At 58.4% G+C, this 16824-nt stretch carries 16 protein-coding genes and 1 tRNA gene; 13 read left to right on the top strand and 4 right to left on the bottom strand.

From position 1 onward, the window contains the following. The first annotated feature begins 2 nt into the window (after window positions 1-2). Window positions 3-476, top strand: a complete 474-nt coding sequence (locus FGZ14_RS09700) for an SMI1/KNR4 family protein (protein WP_139923717.1) — start codon at window positions 3-5, stop codon at window positions 474-476. 571 nt (window positions 477-1047) lie between these two features. Here FGZ14_RS09700 and FGZ14_RS09695 read toward each other — a convergent pair. The 4 genes from FGZ14_RS09695 to FGZ14_RS09680 form a co-directional block, all read right to left on the bottom strand. Next, window positions 1048-1129: transfer RNA gene (locus FGZ14_RS09695), tRNA-Leu, on the bottom strand. A gap of 24 nt (window positions 1130-1153) precedes the next feature. After that, window positions 1154-1690 carry a Fe-S protein assembly co-chaperone HscB gene (gene hscB / locus FGZ14_RS09690; protein ID WP_139923715.1) on the bottom strand — a complete coding sequence of 179 codons (537 nt, stop codon included), beginning with the start codon at window positions 1688-1690 and terminating at the stop codon, window positions 1154-1156. 120 nt (window positions 1691-1810) lie between these two features. After that, entirely contained in the window at window positions 1811-2125 is a 315-nt protein-coding gene (locus FGZ14_RS09685) for a putative quinol monooxygenase (protein WP_139923713.1), read from the bottom strand. A 156-nt stretch (window positions 2126-2281) separates the two neighbouring features. Beyond that, the gene (locus FGZ14_RS09680; protein WP_139923711.1) at window positions 2282-3064 is read right to left on the bottom strand and encodes an S-adenosyl-l-methionine hydroxide adenosyltransferase family protein; all 783 of its coding nucleotides are present in this window, start codon (window positions 3062-3064) and stop codon (window positions 2282-2284) included. 186 nt (window positions 3065-3250) lie between these two features. Here FGZ14_RS09680 and FGZ14_RS09675 point away from each other — a divergent pair, with 186 nt between their 5' ends. The 12 genes from FGZ14_RS09675 (at window position 3251) to FGZ14_RS09620 (ending at window position 16728) form a co-directional block, all read left to right on the top strand. After that, window positions 3251-4363 carry a PhoH family protein gene (locus FGZ14_RS09675; RefSeq protein ID WP_139923709.1) on the top strand — a complete coding sequence of 371 codons (1113 nt, stop codon included), beginning with the start codon at window positions 3251-3253 and terminating at the stop codon, window positions 4361-4363. Window positions 4364-4514: 151 nt separating this feature from the next. Then, window positions 4515-4952, top strand: coding sequence for a GNAT family N-acetyltransferase (locus FGZ14_RS09670; protein WP_257883390.1), 438 nt, complete (start codon window positions 4515-4517; stop codon window positions 4950-4952). Between the two features lie 155 nt (window positions 4953-5107). Next, window positions 5108-7345 (top strand): ComEC/Rec2 family competence protein, encoded by a 2238-nt coding sequence (locus FGZ14_RS09665; RefSeq protein WP_139923706.1) that lies wholly within the window; start codon window positions 5108-5110, stop codon window positions 7343-7345. 176 nt (window positions 7346-7521) lie between these two features. Next, complete coding sequence (locus tag FGZ14_RS09660; protein WP_139923704.1) at window positions 7522-8334, top strand: enoyl-CoA hydratase/isomerase family protein; 813 nt, start codon at window positions 7522-7524, stop codon at window positions 8332-8334. Between the two features lie 201 nt (window positions 8335-8535). Further along, window positions 8536-9039, top strand: coding sequence for a sterol desaturase family protein (locus FGZ14_RS09655; protein ID WP_139923702.1), 504 nt, complete (start codon window positions 8536-8538; stop codon window positions 9037-9039). 24 nt (window positions 9040-9063) lie between these two features. Next, window positions 9064-9990, top strand: coding sequence for a MerR family transcriptional regulator (locus tag FGZ14_RS09650; RefSeq protein WP_139923700.1), 927 nt, complete (start codon window positions 9064-9066; stop codon window positions 9988-9990). Between the two features lie 296 nt (window positions 9991-10286). Further along, complete coding sequence (locus FGZ14_RS09645) at window positions 10287-10802, top strand: sigma-70 family RNA polymerase sigma factor (RefSeq protein WP_088843003.1); 516 nt, start codon at window positions 10287-10289, stop codon at window positions 10800-10802. A gap of 232 nt (window positions 10803-11034) precedes the next feature. Next, a complete protein-coding gene (locus tag FGZ14_RS09640; RefSeq protein ID WP_257883389.1) occupies window positions 11035-12519 on the top strand; it encodes an NAD(P)/FAD-dependent oxidoreductase in 1485 nt (494 codons plus the stop codon). 99 nt (window positions 12520-12618) lie between these two features. Then, the gene (locus FGZ14_RS09635; RefSeq protein ID WP_139923698.1) at window positions 12619-13461 is read left to right on the top strand and encodes a phytoene/squalene synthase family protein; all 843 of its coding nucleotides are present in this window, start codon (window positions 12619-12621) and stop codon (window positions 13459-13461) included. Window positions 13462-13487: 26 nt separating this feature from the next. Next, window positions 13488-14069, top strand: coding sequence for a hypothetical protein (locus tag FGZ14_RS09630; protein WP_139923696.1), 582 nt, complete (start codon window positions 13488-13490; stop codon window positions 14067-14069). Window positions 14070-14352: 283 nt separating this feature from the next. Beyond that, on the top strand, window positions 14353-15552 hold the full coding sequence (locus FGZ14_RS09625; protein WP_139923694.1) for a carboxypeptidase-like regulatory domain-containing protein: 1200 nt from the start codon (window positions 14353-14355) through the stop codon (window positions 15550-15552). Between the two features lie 327 nt (window positions 15553-15879). Further along, window positions 15880-16728, top strand: a complete 849-nt coding sequence (locus FGZ14_RS09620; RefSeq protein WP_139923692.1) for a 4-hydroxy-3-methylbut-2-enyl diphosphate reductase — start codon at window positions 15880-15882, stop codon at window positions 16726-16728. Window positions 16729-16824: the final 96 nt, after the last annotated feature.

Genomic DNA, 16824 nt, shown 5'->3' with positions numbered 1-16824 from the left:
AGATGGAAACAGAACAGGCTTTTGCCCGGACCGCAGAACCAGCCCTGCTGGCAGACATAGAGGCTTTTGAAACCAGGATTGGTAAAACGCTTCCCGAGGACTACAAAGCACACCTGCTACGCTTCAATGGTGGATTCCCGAAACGCGACACTTTCGTACAGAACGAGGAGCAGTTCACGGTCAATAAGTTTTTTTCCATTGGTAGTGGAAATATGACGCTGAATGATGCGCGCAGGCTAACGGCTGGCGAACTCCATAACGACTTTGTCTTCTTTGCCTCGGATGGAGGAGGCGATTTGTTTGTGCTGAGTGTAGGAGCGGAAGATTATGGCAGCGTTTACTACATCGCGCACGAATCATACAAGCCACCAAAGCGGAAAGAAATGGGCCAGCCTCGTCAGTACGGTAAGGGAGTGTATTTCTTAGCTCCCAGTTTCACCGAATTCTATGAAGGCTTGGTAGAGCTTGAAGAATAAGTTAGACCTGTTCCTACATAGTCTTGTGCATAAGATGCCAGTCCCAGATGCCGCAAGCCAGGGCCATCACGTGGTCATTAAAGGTTGCGGTAAAGTTGGGTGACCCAACTCAGACGCTTGGAACCGCTGTTAGAAGCATATTCTGGCTTCTAACAAGGGAAGCTGGAGGGAGAGTAGCAAACAGCCTAATGGGTACGGGTGCTACCGGTAAGGGCGAAATTGTGACAGTAGCAGGACGGTACTCATACTTGAGGCGCAGGCCGGCCCCAGTACCTACAACCGCGAGACCCTGGCCTATGAACCGGGCAAGTTGGTGAAAGCCGGCGTGGCTACCTCAGCTAGGAAGTAGAATAGCAACTCACCTCCCGGGAACTGAAGCGCCGGAACCGAACAATTCGGGCCACCAAGCAATGTCCGGCCTGACGGGGTGGGGCCTGCGTCGGATAACGACGAGTAGCACATCGGTGAAGTCTTGCTAAGCACCGATATGCCAAAAGCCGTAAAAGCGGCCCCTCTGATTGCTCAGAAAGGCCGCTTTTACGGCTGATATGGCAGTTTTAGTGCCTAAAAGTACCCAGAGCCGGGGTCGAACCGGCACACCTTGCGGTATTGGTGTTTGAGACCAACGCGTCTACCGATTCCGCCATCTGGGCAAGACGAACAACGCGGACCGTTGTTCAGGATCGGGCAGCAAACTTAGCCAGACTTTCTTGAATGCGCAACAGGTAGCGCTTTTTGAGGTAGTAGGTGCGCACCTGCTCCAGGGCCTGGGGGCGGGCGTCCTGGGGCAGGCCTTCGTAGCCGGCCAGCACCGGTTCAATGCCCGCATCGAGCGTGTCGCTCAGGGCGTTGGCTTCCGTGGCTACCCGCTCCGCAGCGGCCGGGTCGGGCTCGAATTCCAGCTCCATCAGCTGCTCATTGAGGTCCATCACTTCCATCAAAAAATCGGCAGGAAGCTCCTGTTTTCCTTCTTCCATTAGCCCATGCCGCCCTAAAATGTAGGCCATGCGCTGGTCGGGGTGGGAGAGGGTGCGGTAGGCGTTGGTGTTCAGGGTGGCTAGCTGCAGTATTTCCTGCTGGCGCTCGGGGCTCTCGGTAGCGTGGAAGTCGGGGTGATACTCGCGGCTGAGGGCGTAGTAGCGGCGCTTCAGCGCGGCTTCGTCGGGTCGGAAGGTTTCGGGCAACTCGTAGAATTCGAAGTAGTCGGGCGTCATGAGTGGGTAGGGGTGGGGCCAGGCAGGTAGCTTTTACCCTTTACGCAGGCTGGTGGGGTAGGGATAGGCCGGTTGGCGAAAGGGGCACCTGCTATGAAAGCAGACAGCGCCGCCTAGGCTTTATACTATGTCAGCAGGTAGGGAGGCTGCATCTACCTGATGAACGGAGAAAGCCACCGGAGGAGCAGCAAACAAGGTTTTGGTAGCGGGCCATACCTGCCCGAACAGTTCGGAGCGGCGGTAGGCATTGAGCGCATCAGCGGAGTCCCAGTGGCTATGCGTGCAGAGAATAGCGGGCTGATCAGCGTCCTGCCACAGCTCCAGAAGCCGGCAGCCCGGCATCTGGCGGATCAGATGCTCTGAATTCCGGAAAATCTGGAGAAATTCCGGCACCTTTTCCAGCTCAAAGGTCATGCGCACAATTCGGATTAGCATAAATCAGGAAGGCTACGGAAAGTAAAAAACAGAGAAGCAGCTAAGTCAGAAATCAGCCTATGTCATTCTGACATTACAGACTTAACATAATAAATAAACAAAACCAAAAGCATTGTTTAAAGCTCATTAAGGCCTGTTTCGTAGAGGCTTGCTCTATTAAGAAAGCCCATCCGAAGGGAAGCGCACATCTACTTGGGAGTCGAAATACAGTCCCAGCAGCTCCGACGCATTGCCTTGGTTGATGCCGATGCACAGCTGATCAGTGCTATTGAAAACGCAGACGGCCTCGCCGGGAGGGGTAGCCTGAAAGTGCACGGCAATGTCACGCACCGTTTCGCGGGCAAAATGGATGGTGAAGGGGCGGTTGCGCCCGATAACTTCCACCGCCGTGCGCGTGATGTCCGTCACGAGGTTGCCGTAGTGGTCAACGTGCACCACGTGGCCCGTAATGCGGTTGTCCTGCAGGCGCAGCTGCCGGTTCAGCAGCTGATATACTTCCGTAGCCGGAGTGCCCAGGGTAGCTAGCGCCTCGCCCTGGGCCAGGCGCACGGCGGCGGGGGCCAGCAGGTCGCGGGTGGGGGAGGGGGTAGGGGCTGGGCCGGCGCTTAGCAGCACCAGCTCCTCGGGCTTTCCGTCGCAGAGCAGGGGTAGCAGGCCATTGTCGGCGGAGACAAAGTAGTGACCCTGAAAGCGGGCCGCGTGCCAGGCCCCGCGGGGCGAGCCCTGGTCGTTGACGCCAATCAAATGCACCGTGCCGGCCGGAAAATCCTGGTACACGGAGCTGAGCACATGCTGGGCGTGGGCAATGTTGAAGGGCTCGATGCCGTGGGTAATATCCAGCACCGGCACCTGGGGGGCCAACTGCAGAATCCGCGCCTTAACGGCCGCTACGTAATGGTCGCGGTACCCAAAGTCAGACAGAAACGTTATCAAGCCCATGACCGGAAATTCGGAGTTATTCGTACTATTGCCAGGACCCCTGCGGGGGCGGCAAAAGTAGGTGTTTTGCCGCGAAACGGGAGCAGCAACGATTCGCTCGTTTTTGCTGTTACCCCAGGCAGGAGGCTCCGTGGGCTCGGCCCGCTCGCTCTTTTCTTCTCCTTTCGCACTTAAATTCCCTCTAGTTTGGTCGAGAAAGTCATCACGCTCGAAAACGTGTCCCTGGTCGAGTTCCTGGGGCCCGATAATCAAAATATCCGCCAGTTGGCAGCTGCCTTTCCGGGCAGTAAAATCATTTCTCGCGGCAACGAAATCAAAATCCAGGGCCAAACGGCCGTGATTAGCCGCATCAACGAAATCTTATCGGCCCTGTTGGAGCACTACCACCAGTACGGGCAGATTACCGACAAAACCGTGAGCCAGTACCTCTCAACGGCTGATGAAGATCAGCAGGACCGGATGCTGGCGGCCTCGCCCGACGTGATTCTGTTCGGAGCCAAGGGCGGCGTCATCAAAGCCAAAACGGCCAACCAGCAGCGCCTGGTAGATGCCGTACTCAAGAACGACCTGGTGTTTGCGCTGGGGCCGGCGGGTACGGGCAAAACCTACATTTCGGTGGCCCTGGCCGTGCGGGCGCTGAAGAACAAAGAGGTTAAGAAGATCATCATTTCGCGTCCCGTAGTGGAAGCCGGGGAAAGCCTGGGTTTCCTGCCCGGCGATATGAAGGAAAAGGTGGACCCCTACCTGCGCCCGATTTACGACGCGCTGGAAGACATGCTGCCGCCCGAGAAGTTCAAGTTCTACCTCGAGAACAAGACCATTGAAATTGCGCCCCTGGCCTACATGCGCGGCCGGACGCTGAACAATGCCTTCGTGCTCTTGGATGAGGCCCAGAACACCACGCCCAGCCAGCTGAAGATGTTTCTGACCCGTATGGGCCCGAACGCCAAGGTGATGGTGAATGGCGACCGAAGCCAGATTGACTTGCCCACCAAGCAGAAATCGGGGTTGATTCAGGCCCTCGATATCCTGCGCGACGTGCGCGACATTGGGTTCGTGGAAATGACCTCGGAAGACGTGGTGCGTCACCGCCTCGTGAAGCAGATTGTGCAGGCCTACGACAAGTTTGATGTGCAGCAGCAGAAGGAGCAGGCCAACCGCCCGCCCCGGGAGTACCAGCAGTCCTACCGTCGGCGCCAGGATGAAGTGGCCCACCACGACCCCGGCAAGCACCCCGATGCCCGCCGCGAGGACGACGGCACCCGCGACCTGCCCGTAAACCAGGAGCAGCAGATGTAGCCTCCGGTCGCAGTAGCTTACCAGAACAGCCACCCATCAGGTGGCTGTTTTGCTTTAGGCTAAGGGGAGTTACTACCTTAGCTGCGAATCCAAAACGGTGGCCGTAACCGCGTCATACCTTCTTTCTACTGTTAAAACCTACCTTAAGCCTGTGCTCGTAACCCGTATTTTCGGCCCCCAGTCGCCTGACCTGGACGAGGCTCTGGCTGTTCGCCACACCGTTTTCGTGCTGGGCCAGAACGTGCCCGCAGACCTGGAAAACGACGCCCACGACCGCACCGACGCCACCCACTACCTGGCCCGTGCTGATGAAGGCACGCCCTGCGGCGCGGCCCGCTGGCGCGTAACAGACAAGGGCGTGAAGCTGGAGCGCTTCGCCGTGCTGGAAGCCTACCGCAACCAGCAGGTGGGGGCCGCGCTGTTGGCGGCCGTGGTGCGGGATGTGCGGGCCCAGTACCCGGAGGCCACGGTGTACCTTAACGCTCAACTGCCCGCCGTGCGCTTCTACGAGCGGCACGGCTTCGAGAAGGTGGGCGAGAAGTTCGTGGAAGCTGATATTGAGCACTACCAAATGCAGTTGAAAAAGTAAGCCCGCAACACGGCACAACACGAAAAGGTTACCCGGTTTTCCTGTCAGGAAGTCTGGGTAGCCTTTTGCCGTTTAGCTTATTTTCCTCATTTTGACTACCCGATAAGAATCCGCGTTTACCGCCCCGATTAACGGGTGCTGCAGTTTGTGTTACTATGGAAATTAAATGGGCCCCGAATGCCTTCGTGCGGCTGGTGCTGCCGCTTATGGCGGGTATTATGACCTACCTTTATGCCGGCGAAAAGCTGCCTGATTTGCTACCTGCCGTAGCAGGCTTGACCTTGTTGTTTATAGGGGTGCAGCTATGGGCTACCCGCCGGCCCGGACCCGCCGCTACCGATGCGGCCGGGCTGCTGGCCGTAACTGCGCTGTATGTGGCTGGTGCGGCCCTAACCCAACAAGCCACCGAAAGTCGGGCTCCTGACCACCTGTACCGTTTCGGCCGCCGCGTGGAGTTTTACCGGGCCGTGGTGGACGATTACACCGTGACGCGGCCAGCTACCTACGCCACCACTGTGCGCGTTTCGGCGGTGCGGGTGGCGGGGAAGTGGCAGCCGGCGCGGGGTGGCATTCGGGTGAGTATTCCGCGCGAGGAGGGGGTAGGCGCTCCGCAGTACGGCGACGTGTGGCTGGTGCGCGGGGCGCCGGCCCCGAGTAAACCGCCCCTGAATCCCGGCGAATTCGACTACCGTCGCTACCTGGAGTATCATCAGGTGTACCACCAGCAGTTCATCCACCCCGATCAGTACCAGAAAATAGCCACCGCTCCGCCCAGCATTCTGCGGGCTACGGCCATGCGGGCGGCGCGGGTGCTCGATGGTGTATTCCGGCAATACGTGCACGCCCGGCGCGAATACGCCCTGGCCTCGGCCCTGGTGCTGGGCATCAAGGATGAGGTAGATCAGGAAACCAAGCAGGCCTACGCCAACACCGGCACTACCCATATCATGGCCGTGTCGGGGTTGCAGGTGGGGCTGCTGTTTGGGGCTGTGACGTGGCTGCTGGGCCGGCTGCCGGGCCGGCGCGGGCCGTGGTTTCGGTTGGTGACGGCGCTGCTGGGGCTGGCCACTATCTGGAGCTACGCCTTCCTGACGGGGCTGTCGGCCTCGGTGCTGCGGGCGGCCGTGATGTTCTCCTTCATCATTATCGGGAGGGCCAGCGGCCGGCAAACCTCCATGTACAACCTATTGGCCGCGGCAGCTTTCTTCCTGCTCTGCTACGACCCCTATTTGCTCTGCGACGTAGGATTCCAGCTCTCGTTTCTGGCCGTGCTTAGCATCGTGTACCTGCAGCCGCGCATTGCCCGCTGGCTGCAGCCGCAGGCGTATTTCCTGGAGCGACAGCGCCCCTGGCAGCCGAAAGCGGTGCGGAAGGGGTGGCAGTGGCTGGGTACTGGGTTGGAGTACGTCTGGCAGGCCACGGCCCTGTCGTTGGCCGCGCAGGTAGCTACGTTCCCGCTGGGGCTGTTCTACTTTCACCAGTTTCCGCTCAGCTTCCTGGCCTCAAACCTGGTGGCCGTCCCGATTTCAAGTCTGGCAGTGTACGTGGGGCTGGGGTTGCTGGCTTTGAAGGGGGTAGTAGCCACGGTAGGGCTGCTTTCGACGGGTGCCGCTGCCGCCTTGGATTGGCTGCCGCAGCTGGTGGCCCGGGTGTTTGAGTGGATGATCTGGCTGTTCAACGAGTATATTTTCTCCATCGGCCGCCTGATGCCGGGTGCCCTGATTTCGGGCATTCACCTTACGGCTCCGCAAACCTGGCTGCTCTTCGCCTTCATCCTGACCGCGCTGATGTTCCTGCGCCTGCGCCGCCTGCCATGGCTGGGCATAGCCTGCGCGCTGCTGGCTGTGCTGGAAAGCAGCCGGGTGTGGGCCGCCCACCAACTCGCCCCCGATGCCCGCCTGATTATCTACAGCATTCCGCGCCGCTCGGTGGTGGGTTTCTGGCAGGGCGCGGCCGCTGAGGTCGTCACCGTCGATTCGCTGCCCCTCACGGAAACGGAGCGCACCTACCGCATTGTGCCGGGCAGCATTCAGCGCGAAGCCCGGCAGGTAAACCACCGGGTAGGCTGGCGGGGCTGCCCGGTACCCGCGCGGGTTGCCGAGCCCGGCCTGACCCTGGCCGCGTGGCGCGGGCTGCGGGTGGCCTTTGTAAGCAGCCGCCTGAGTCTGGCCCGCCAGCCGCTGCCCGGCCCCGACGCCATTGTGCTGCGGCGCAACGCCCGCGTAAAGCCCGCGGAGCTGGCCGCCATTTTCGGGACCAAAGCCCCTGTTATTTTCGATTCTTCGTGCAAAAGCTGGTACGTGGCTCGGCAGGACTCGGTATTGCAGGTGGCTGGTTTTCAGACCTATGATGTAACCGCACGCGGGGCATTCACCGTTCAGGTAAGACAGTAGGAGGGGTAACCGCCGGGCTTCGGCGAAACTTGTAGGCCCCGGCCTACGCTATAGCATGTATAGTAGCATCAATTTTGTTACGTTTGGTTTTCGCGTCCTTTGGCTCTAGCTGCTCCGCGAGGGGGTAGTTCTCTGCTTGGGAAGCCTTCCTCTCACCGATTGCAACGCGCCGGACTATGGAAAATATGCCCACTCAGGAGTTGGAAGACCTCCGTTTCATTCGCTATGAGGCGCAGGATCTTATCGGATACATCACCCTCAACCGGCCCGAAAAGCGCAACGCTCTCAGCGCCGATATGGTCACGGAGCTCAAGCAGGCCTTCGAGTTTGCCGAGGACGACGAGGCGTGCAAAGTAATTGTACTGCGGGCCGAGGGCGACGTGTTCTGCGCGGGCGCCGACCTGGGCTACATCCAGGAGTTGCAGGGCTTCGGCTACACCGATAACCTGGCCGACTCTACCCACCTCATGCAGCTCTTCCACCAGATTTATACCCTCAAAAAAGTGGTAATCGGGCAGGTGCAGGGCCACGCCCTGGCCGGCGGCTGTGGGCTGGCTACCATCTGCGACTTCGCCTTTGCCGTACCCGAAGCCAAGTTTGGCTACACGGAGGTGAAAATTGGGTTTCTGCCTGCCATTGTCAGCGTGTTTCTGCTGCGCAAAATAGGGGAGGCGCGCACCAAGCAGCTCCTGCTCACCGGCGACGTGATTCCGGCCCAGCAGGCCCTCGACTTTGGGCTGGTGAATTTCCTGGTGCCCCGGGCCGAGCTGGCCGACAACGTGTACCGATTTGCGCGCCGCCTGTGCGTGGAGAACTCGGCCCAGAGCATGGAAACCACCAAGGAAATGCTGGCCCGCGTGCCGGAAATGCCTCTGGAGGACAGCCTGCGCTACGCCGCACGCATGAATGCCGAAGCCCGCGCCTCTGACGACTGCCGTCGGGGTATTGCCGCCTTCTTGGCCAAAGAGAAAATAACTTGGGAGAATTAATGCTCTCCTTTCCTGATGGTAGATCAGATAACAGCCGCCCCACAAAAGGCGGCTGTTGCTTTGCCGGTAAGGGATCTGGCAACAGAGTGCAGTAGTAAAATCTGATAAGCTGCTGCGTCTGAACGGCAGTTTCCGGGAAGATTGGTAACTTTCTCCCTTAAACTTTTTCAAACTTCTCAACAGTGCGGCGGTTTTAGCCCCATGACAACGCTGGCAGCCGTGGCCGTTACGACGGCTACCTTTCTCGGAATGGAGTTCGTGGCCTGGTTTATGCACCGATTTGTGCTACACGGGCCGCTGTGGTTTTTGCACCGCTCGCACCATGTGCGGCACCCGCACCGCTTCGAGCGCAACGACTTCTTTTTTCTGTTCTACGGCTCGCTGTCGATGCTGCTCATCATCTATGGCTCCGATGCCAAGGACTTCCGGTTCTGGATGGGGGTAGGCATTGCCGCCTACGGCACGCTTTATTTCTTCGTGCATGACGTGCTCATTCACGGTCGGCTGCGATTCTGGCGGAAGTCGCGCAACACCTACCTGCGGGCCCTGAACATGGCGCACAAAATGCACCACAAAACCACTGGCCGCGACGGCTCCGAGGAATTTGGCCTGCTGTGGGTATCGCCAAAATATTTCGCGCTGGCCTTGCGCAAGCCCGCCCCAACGCGGGTGCTCCGTTCGCCACAGTCTGGCGCTACGGTATAAGTAATTGAGAGGGAGAACAGTATCGTGGGACAATTTTCTATCAGCGACCTGGAGCATCTTTCCGGCATCAAGGCGCACACTATTCGCATCTGGGAGCAGCGCTACGGTATTCTCCGGCCCGTGCGCACCGCCACCAACATCCGCACCTACTGCGACGACGACCTGCGCCGCCTGCTGAATGTGGCTACCCTGTGCAACCGGGGCTACCGCATCTCGCAGGTGGCTAAGCTCACGGAGCAGGAGCTGGCCAACGCCGTTGTTTCCTGCGACGACGACGCGCACAACTATTGCCAGCAGGTAAACGGGCTGCTGGCCGCCATGCTGGAAATGAACGAGTTGCAGCTGACCAGCCTGTTCAACCGGGCTATTCAGCAGGCGGGCTTTGAGCAGGCTATTCTGCATGTGGCCTATCCCTTTCTGCAGCGCATAGGGGTGATGTGGCAGACGGGCACCGTTAATCCGGCCCAGGAGCATCTGGTTACCAACCTCCTGCGCCAGAAGCTGCTGGCCGCTACCGATGCGCTGGCGCCCGTGCAGCCGGCCACTTCCCGGCGCTGGGTGCTCTTTCTGCCCGAGGGAGAGATGCACGAACTGGCCCTGTTGTTCATGAACTACATCCTGCGGGCCCGGGGCCACCATGTGCTGTACCTGGGCCAGAACCTGCCCATATCGGAGCTGAAGGCCGTGTGCACGGCCTACCAGCCCTACGCCGCCCTCACAGTGCTGACGGCCGTGCCGGAACGGGATGAGGTACAGGATTTTGTGAATGAGCTGCACCAGACCTGCCCCGACATCGCGCTGTTTTTGTACGGCCCATTGGCTCAGCTTAATTTCAAAATGCCGCCCAATGCGGTTCGGCTGCGGTTAATTACCGATTTTATTGCCCTGGCCGAAGGCATCTGCGCCTGCGCCTGCGACCGTAAGGTGGAGCTACCCACCGAGGCTTCATAAAAGCATAACCTATTCTTGTTCAACAAACCTGCCGCCCGGCCGTAGGAGTAACATCCATTCGGCCGGGCGTTTGCGTAGGTATGGGATAGAAATGCCGACGAACAATGAACTGGAAGGCTGGTTGTTGAAAGGCGGAATGTTTGTGGTCGGGCTCTGATTTTCAGATAGATACTTAGTAGTTGATTGATTTTCAGAGCAGAAAGGCGCGGGGGGAAAAATAAATTGATGTAGGTACTGGTATTTTCAGATACGCTCGTATATTTGTTTAACCTTTTGCCACGAAAAGCTAAACAAGTATGACCTCTTTGGAATTCACAAACCAGGTACAGAAGATTTCCTACTCCCTTAAGCCCGTGGCGATGAACCTGACCCGCGACGCCGACGATGCTAAGGACCTGGTCCAGGAAACCCTGCTCAAAGCGCTGCTGAACAAGGACAAGTTCAAGGCGGGCACCAACCTGAAGGCATGGTTGTACACCATCATGCGCAACACCTTCATCAACAACTACAACAAGATTACCAAGCGCAATAGCAATATTGATAGCACGGAGTATTTCCAATATTTTAATACCGACGAAAACTACATTACGCACAACGGTGCTACCTCCGATTTCGTAGTAACTGATATCAACGAAGCCATTGCCGGTCTTTCTGCCGACTACCGGACTCCGTTCATGATGTACTACATCGGCTACAAGTACCTGGAAATTGCAGAGAAGCTGCAGATTCCGATTGGAACCGTCAAGAACCGTATTCACATCGCCCGCAAAGAACTTAAGCAGGCGCTGAAGACATACGCCCCCGGCGTGTAGGGAATAGGGAGAGAGTACAGACCCGCCCCGGGCGTATCGCGGGCCGCGGACAACGTTAGCTTCTGGCGGCGTGGTTCGCGGCCCGTCTGTTTTTGCGGGGTAGGGGCCCGGCGCGGCCTGTTTCCGAAACATCTGTCGAGCTTGGTAGTATTTATCCGGAAGGGCGAGGTGCCGGCTTCTATCTGGATACTTCTCATCTTCGCACACCAATCCCATCCTTATTTCTGCTCGCTTGACTACCGCCTCTACTTCTAAACACGTTCTGGTTATCGGGGCGGGCTTTGCCGGGCTGGCCGCCGCTACTTCCCTGGCTCAGCGCGGCTACCGCGTCACCATTCTGGAGAAAAACGAAGGCCCGGGCGGCCGGGCCCGCGTGTTCCGGGCCGAGGGCTTTACCTTCGATATGGGGCCGAGCTGGTACTGGATGCCTGATATTTTCGAGCAGTATTTCGCTCGTTTCGGCAAGAAGGTTTCGGATTACTACGAGCTGGTGCGCCTGGACCCCTCGTACCAGGTCGTGTTCAAAAATCAGGAGACGGTAGATATTCCGGCCCGTATGGAGGAGCTGCGGGCACTATTTGAACACTACGAGCCCGGCAGCGCCGCCCGCCTCGATGAGTTTCTGCGGCAGGCTGCCTATAAGTACGAGGTAGGCATTGGCAAATTCGTGCACATGCCCGGCCGTTCCCTGCTGGAGTTCATGGACCCGCGCCTGGTAGTAAATGCTGTGCGGCTGGATCTGCTGCAGAGCATGCACAAGCACGTGCGCAAGTTTTTCAAGGACCCGCGTCTGCTGGAGTTGGTGGAGTTTCCGGTGCTGTTCCTGGGGGCTACCTCCGATAATACCCCGGCCCTGTACTCCCTCATGAACTACGCCGACCTGGCCCTGGGCACCTGGTACCCCATGGGCGGCATGCACAAAATTGTGGAAGGCATGGTGCAGCTGGCCCAGGAGCGCGGCGTGCAGATTGAATACAACGCACCCGTGCAGGAAATTGTAGTGGAGCGCGGCCGCGCCACGGGCGTGCAAACCGCTGCCGGCTTCCGGGCCGCCGATGTGGTAGTGGCCGGCGCCGACTACCACCATGCCGAGCAGCACCTGCTGGCCCCCGAGTGGCGCCACTACGACGAGAAATACTGGGATGCGCGTACGATGGCGCCATCGTCGTTGCTGTTTTACGTGGGCGTAAACAAGCGCCTACCCCAGCTGCGGCACCACAACCTGTTCTTCGACGAGGATTTCAGCCTGCACGCCGAGGAAATTTACGAGGACCCGAAGTGGCCCACCCGCCCCCTGTTTTACGTGTCGGCCCCATCGCAGACCGACCCCTCGGTAGCGCCCGAAGGCTGCGAAAACCTGTTCCTGCTGATTCCGGTGGCCCCCAACCTAACTGACCCGGAGGAAACCCGGGAGCATTACTACCACCTGATTATGGACCGGCTGGAGCGCCACTGCGGCACCAGCATCCGCGACGCGGTGGTGTATAAGCGCAGCTACGCCCACCAGGATTTCGTGCAGGATTACAATAGCTATAAGGGCAACGCCTACGGCCTGGCGAATACGTTGCGCCAAACGGCCATCCTGAAGCCAGCGCTTAAAAGCAAAAAAGTTAGTAATCTGTATTTTACGGGTCAGCTTACGGTGCCCGGTCCTGGCGTACCGCCTTCTCTGATATCGGGGCAGGTAGTGGCCGGAGAGATAGAAAAAGAAAACTAAGCAGGAAACGCTCCTTCCTGAAGTAGCTGGCTTTCCGTTACTTCAGGGGGTAGCAGCTCCCGCCAATTAAAAACATCAGTAGCTAAAAACAGCCATCCGTTGGACCACGTTGCTCTTTTCACCGAAACCAGCCGGGCGTGTAGCAAGCTGATAACCAAACGTTACAGCACCTCTTTCACGCTGGGTATCCGCACCCTTGATAAGCGGTTTCACCTGCCGGTGTACTCGGTGTATGGCTTCGTGCGCTGGGCCGATGAAATCGTGGATACCTTCCACGAACACGATAAGGCGGCACTGTTTCAGGACTTTAAGCGCCAGACCTACGAGGCCCTGGACCTGCGCATCAGCCTGAACCCCGTGCTGCACGCTTTCCAGGACGTGGTGCATGAGTACGGTATCGATCGGGAGTTTATCGACGCTTTCCTGTTCAGCATGGAAATGGACCTCGACGACCGGAGCTACAATCAGTCGCTGTATGAGCAGTACATCTATGGCTCGGCGGAGGTGGTAGGGCTAATGTGCCTGCGCATTTTCTGTGAGGGCGACGAGGCCATGTTCCAGCGCCTACGCGAGCCGGCGCGGCGGCTGGGCTCGGCATTCCAGAAAATAAATTTTCTGCGCGACATCCGCTCCGACTTCGAGGAGCGGGGGCGCGTGTACTTCCCCGGCGTGCAGTACGAGCGGTTCACCGACGAAGTAAAACAGCGCATAGAGGCCGATATACGGCTGGATTTTGAGGCAGGCTACGCTGGAATTGTGCAGCTACCGCGGGCCGCGCGATTGGGCGTGTACCTGGCTTATGTGTACTACCTCAAGCTCTTCCATAAGATTCGGCAGCTGCCAGCTCAACGTATCCTGGGTGAGCGGGTGCGCGTACCTAACAACACCAAGCTATTGCTGCTGTTAGGCTCTTACTTCCGGTATCGGCTGGCGCGGGTATAGCAAAACTGACCTTCAGCCCGGATTTTATGAACAACTTTGCAGCCGCTTGCTTCTCCTTTGTTCTACGAATCCTGCGCCGCGTGAAGCTGCTCCGACTTCTGTTTCTCTCTTTTCTCCTGACCCTCTCTGCCCTCGTGTCCACCGAAGCCAATCCATACGCCGTAACCCATTTGCGCCGCCAGTACCAGCAGGCCGCCGCCAATAAAGAAGCCGGCGAGAAGTTCTACCAGCTCATGGCTGCCTACACCAAGCAGGACGCCGTGGTGCTGGCCTACAAAGCAGCCGCCGAGGCCATCCGGGCCCGCGACGCTTCCATGTTCAACAAGCTCACCTACGTGCAGAACGCCAGCAAGCTGTTTGAGCAAGCCGTAAAGCTGGACTCTGATAACGCTGAAATCCGGTTTCTGCGCCTGAGCGTGGAAAGCAACCTGCCCGGCTTCCTGGGTCTGAGCCCGCACGTAGAGGAAGACCGTCAGTTTCTGGTTTCTACCCTGCTCCGGCACCCCAACTCCGGCCTCGATGCCGAGTCGTTTGGGCTGGTGCGCACCTTTCTGGTAGATCGGGGGCACGTTTCCGATGCCGAGGCCCAGAAGCTGAGGCAGCTTTAAGGCTTCCTACCCCTGGTTTTGCTGAAAAAGCTCCTGCCACGCAGGAGCTTTTTTGTTGGGGCACCGCCGGGTTGCGGCTTGGTCGAGGGGGTAGGAGGAAGCCTGCTCCGAACCAACGTGCTGCCCGCTAGCTATGGTCCGGATATCTTTGGCACGTTTTGAGCGGGTAGCACATGCCCGAAAAAAGCAGCAGGCAGCACATCAAAAGCGCTGCTCCTGCGTTTCCAGGGCTCCCTGCGCTTTGTAAGCGCTCCTGCCTTTCGTAATTCTCTCTTATAACTTGATGAAATCAGCTCTAATCCTGACGGTTGCCCTGACTACTGTTTCTCTGGCGCAGGCCCAGCAAATCACGCTCAAAGGCCGGGTAGTGGATGAGAAGCACCAGCCCGTGCCTTTCGCTACGGTAGCCCAGGCGGTCAATGAGCCGGGCACGGCCACCAACGAAGCGGGCGAGTTCAGCCTGCGCGTAGCCAAAGTGCCCCAGAAAATAACCGTCATCAGCCTGGGCCACGCGCCTACCACCATTGAGGTTAAATCCGCGACAGACCCTATTCTGATAACGCTGAGCTCCAGCACGGTAGCTCTGCCCGAAGTGCGGGTGCGCAACCCGGAGCAGGTAGCCACGGAACTGGTGAAGCGTGCCTACGCCAAGCTGGCTCGTCACCAGAAGCAGGAGCAGTACGGCAAGGCTTTCTACCGGCAGAAGCAGCGGCACAATAGCGAGTACTCTGAGTTTCTGGATGCCTTTTATGATGTTCGCTTCACCAACCAGGGCATAGGCGGCTGGCAGCTGGAGCAGGCCCGCTACGCTACCGCCGCCGAAGAAACCGGGGTAGATATGAGCAACTTCTCGGCCGCCGTGCGCCTCATTCCGGTGTTTGAGCCCAAGCCCAGTCGTCGGACGCTGGCCGTGCCGCTGAGCCCCCTGGCCGAAAAGCAATTCAAATTTCATCTGCGCGAGGTACTGCAGGACAAAGGCCAGGAAACGGCCGTTATCGACTTCACTCCGCGGCTCGACTTAAACCAGCCGGCCACGTTCGGCACGCTGTACCTCGACTTCAAAACGGCGGCTATCCGGCGCGTAGAGTCCAACGTGCCCATTGGGAATCTGATGACACTGCAGTTCTCTGAAGGCACTACGCTGGCTTCGCAAAGCTTCCGGATGGTTACGGATTTCAGCCCCGCCAACGATTCCCTGAGCCGCCTGCAGTCCGTGCGGGCCGATCAGCGCATTGTGCTCAGCTACCAGGGCAAGCCCGACACCACCGAAATCAGCGGTAACCTGTTTTTCTATCAGAATACCGCCAAACCCGCTGCCAAGGGCTACAAGACAACGGGCGTGAACTACAACGACCTGAAGCAGGCCATGAAGCAGAACTACAACGCCAAGTTCTGGCGCGACCGGGAAGTGCTGCGCGCCAGCCCGGTAGAAGAGCAGGTAATCCGGGATTTAGAAAAGCGGAAGGCTTTCGGCTCGTTTTAGCAACAAGCAGGAGCTGAGCGACCAGCAAAGTTTCTCATTTCTGGAATCTAAATCGGATATTGTCGCATAGATAAGTGGCAACCTGCACGCTTTGACGGTGGCTTGCAATCAGCCAGGGGTCTATCCGGCGGCCGGATTAAAGGTGGTCGTTACGGTTGGTATTTGTAGATTGTAGTGTCAATGGTTGGATTATCAAGATGTTAACTTTATGCGGTTGCCTGTTGTTAGGGAAGCAGGTTAGGCTACGCGTGGCAAGCGGAGTAACAAACTCCTTGTATCTTCTGCCCGTTGTAACCTTCTGGTCACCTCGACAGTTACTCTGTTAGTATGCCGCACCACCTGAGCGTCCGTATCGACCCCAATTCTGGCTTCTGCTTCGGCGTAATCTATGCTATTCAGATGGCCGAGGACCTGCTTGACGAGCAGGGGTACTTGTATTGCCTCGGCGACATCGTGCACAACGATGAAGAGGTCGAGCGCCTGGAGCAGCGCGGCCTGCGCATCATCAACTACGAGGAGCTGGCCCAGTTGCGCAACGAAGCTGTGCTTATTCGGGCCCACGGCGAGCCGCCCAGCACCTACCAGATGGCCCTGGAAAACAATCTGACCCTGGTGGACGCCTCCTGTCCCGTAGTGCTGAAGCTGCAGAATCGCATCAAGACCAGCTACGACCGCCAGGACCAGATTTTCATCTACGGTAAGCACGGCCACGCCGAGGTGCGTGGGCTGCTGGGGCAAACCAGCGGCAACGCGGTGGTATTTGAGAACCTGGAGGAGCTGTTGCGCCACGAGCTGCCAGCCAACATTACCCTCTACAGCCAGACCACCAAGAGCACCAACTCCTTCTACCGAATCAAGGACGAGCTGGAGCAGCGCGGCTACCTGGTAAACGCCAACGACACGATTTGTCGCCAGGTAAGCAACCGCGACAAAGACCTGCGGAAGTTCGCGGCCCAGTTCGACCAGGTGGTATTTGTGTCGGGCACCAAAAGCTCCAACGGCAAAGTGCTATACCAGGTCTGCAAGGAAACCAACCCGGCTACTCACTTCATTTCCAAGGTAGAAGAGCTGTGCCCTTCCTGGTTTCAGCCGGGGCAGTCGGTGGGTATTTGCGGCGCTACCAGCACGCCCATGTGGCAGATGGAGCAGGTCCGCGACGCTCTACTGGCCCTTTAACTGCGTTCGGAAGCTGATGCGTGAGCTGGAAGTACATAGCTCGTTACCCGAAGCTGGTCTGGAAACAGCGTTTGCTGCTACCCCGTCGCGCCGGGT

The organism is Hymenobacter sp. DG01, from assembly GCF_006352025.1.
Taxonomy (GTDB): domain Bacteria; phylum Bacteroidota; class Bacteroidia; order Cytophagales; family Hymenobacteraceae; genus Hymenobacter.
This window is presented reverse-complemented; position numbering and strand designations above follow the sequence as displayed.

Bases quoted from the DNA above. Each gene is read 5' to 3' on its own strand.
- FGZ14_RS09665 (WP_139923706.1), top strand. From the start codon at position 5,108: ATGGAAATTAAATGGGCCCCGAATGCCTTCGTGCGGCTGGTGCTGCCG.
- FGZ14_RS09680 (WP_139923711.1), bottom strand. From the start codon at position 3,064: ATGGGCTTGATAACGTTTCTGTCTGACTTTGGGTACCGCGACCATTAC.
- FGZ14_RS09700 (WP_139923717.1), top strand. From the start codon at position 3: ATGGAAACAGAACAGGCTTTTGCCCGGACCGCAGAACCAGCCCTGCTG.
- FGZ14_RS09685 (WP_139923713.1), bottom strand. From the start codon at position 2,125: ATGCTAATCCGAATTGTGCGCATGACCTTTGAGCTGGAAAAGGTGCCG.
- FGZ14_RS09655 (WP_139923702.1), top strand. From the start codon at position 8,536: ATGACAACGCTGGCAGCCGTGGCCGTTACGACGGCTACCTTTCTCGGA.
- FGZ14_RS09620 (WP_139923692.1), top strand. From the start codon at position 15,880: ATGCCGCACCACCTGAGCGTCCGTATCGACCCCAATTCTGGCTTCTGC.
- FGZ14_RS09625 (WP_139923694.1), top strand. From the start codon at position 14,353: ATGAAATCAGCTCTAATCCTGACGGTTGCCCTGACTACTGTTTCTCTG.
- hscB (WP_139923715.1), bottom strand. From the start codon at position 1,690: ATGACGCCCGACTACTTCGAATTCTACGAGTTGCCCGAAACCTTCCGA.
- FGZ14_RS09645 (WP_088843003.1), top strand. From the start codon at position 10,287: ATGACCTCTTTGGAATTCACAAACCAGGTACAGAAGATTTCCTACTCC.
- FGZ14_RS09630 (WP_139923696.1), top strand. From the start codon at position 13,488: ATGAACAACTTTGCAGCCGCTTGCTTCTCCTTTGTTCTACGAATCCTG.
- FGZ14_RS09660 (WP_139923704.1), top strand. From the start codon at position 7,522: ATGGAAAATATGCCCACTCAGGAGTTGGAAGACCTCCGTTTCATTCGC.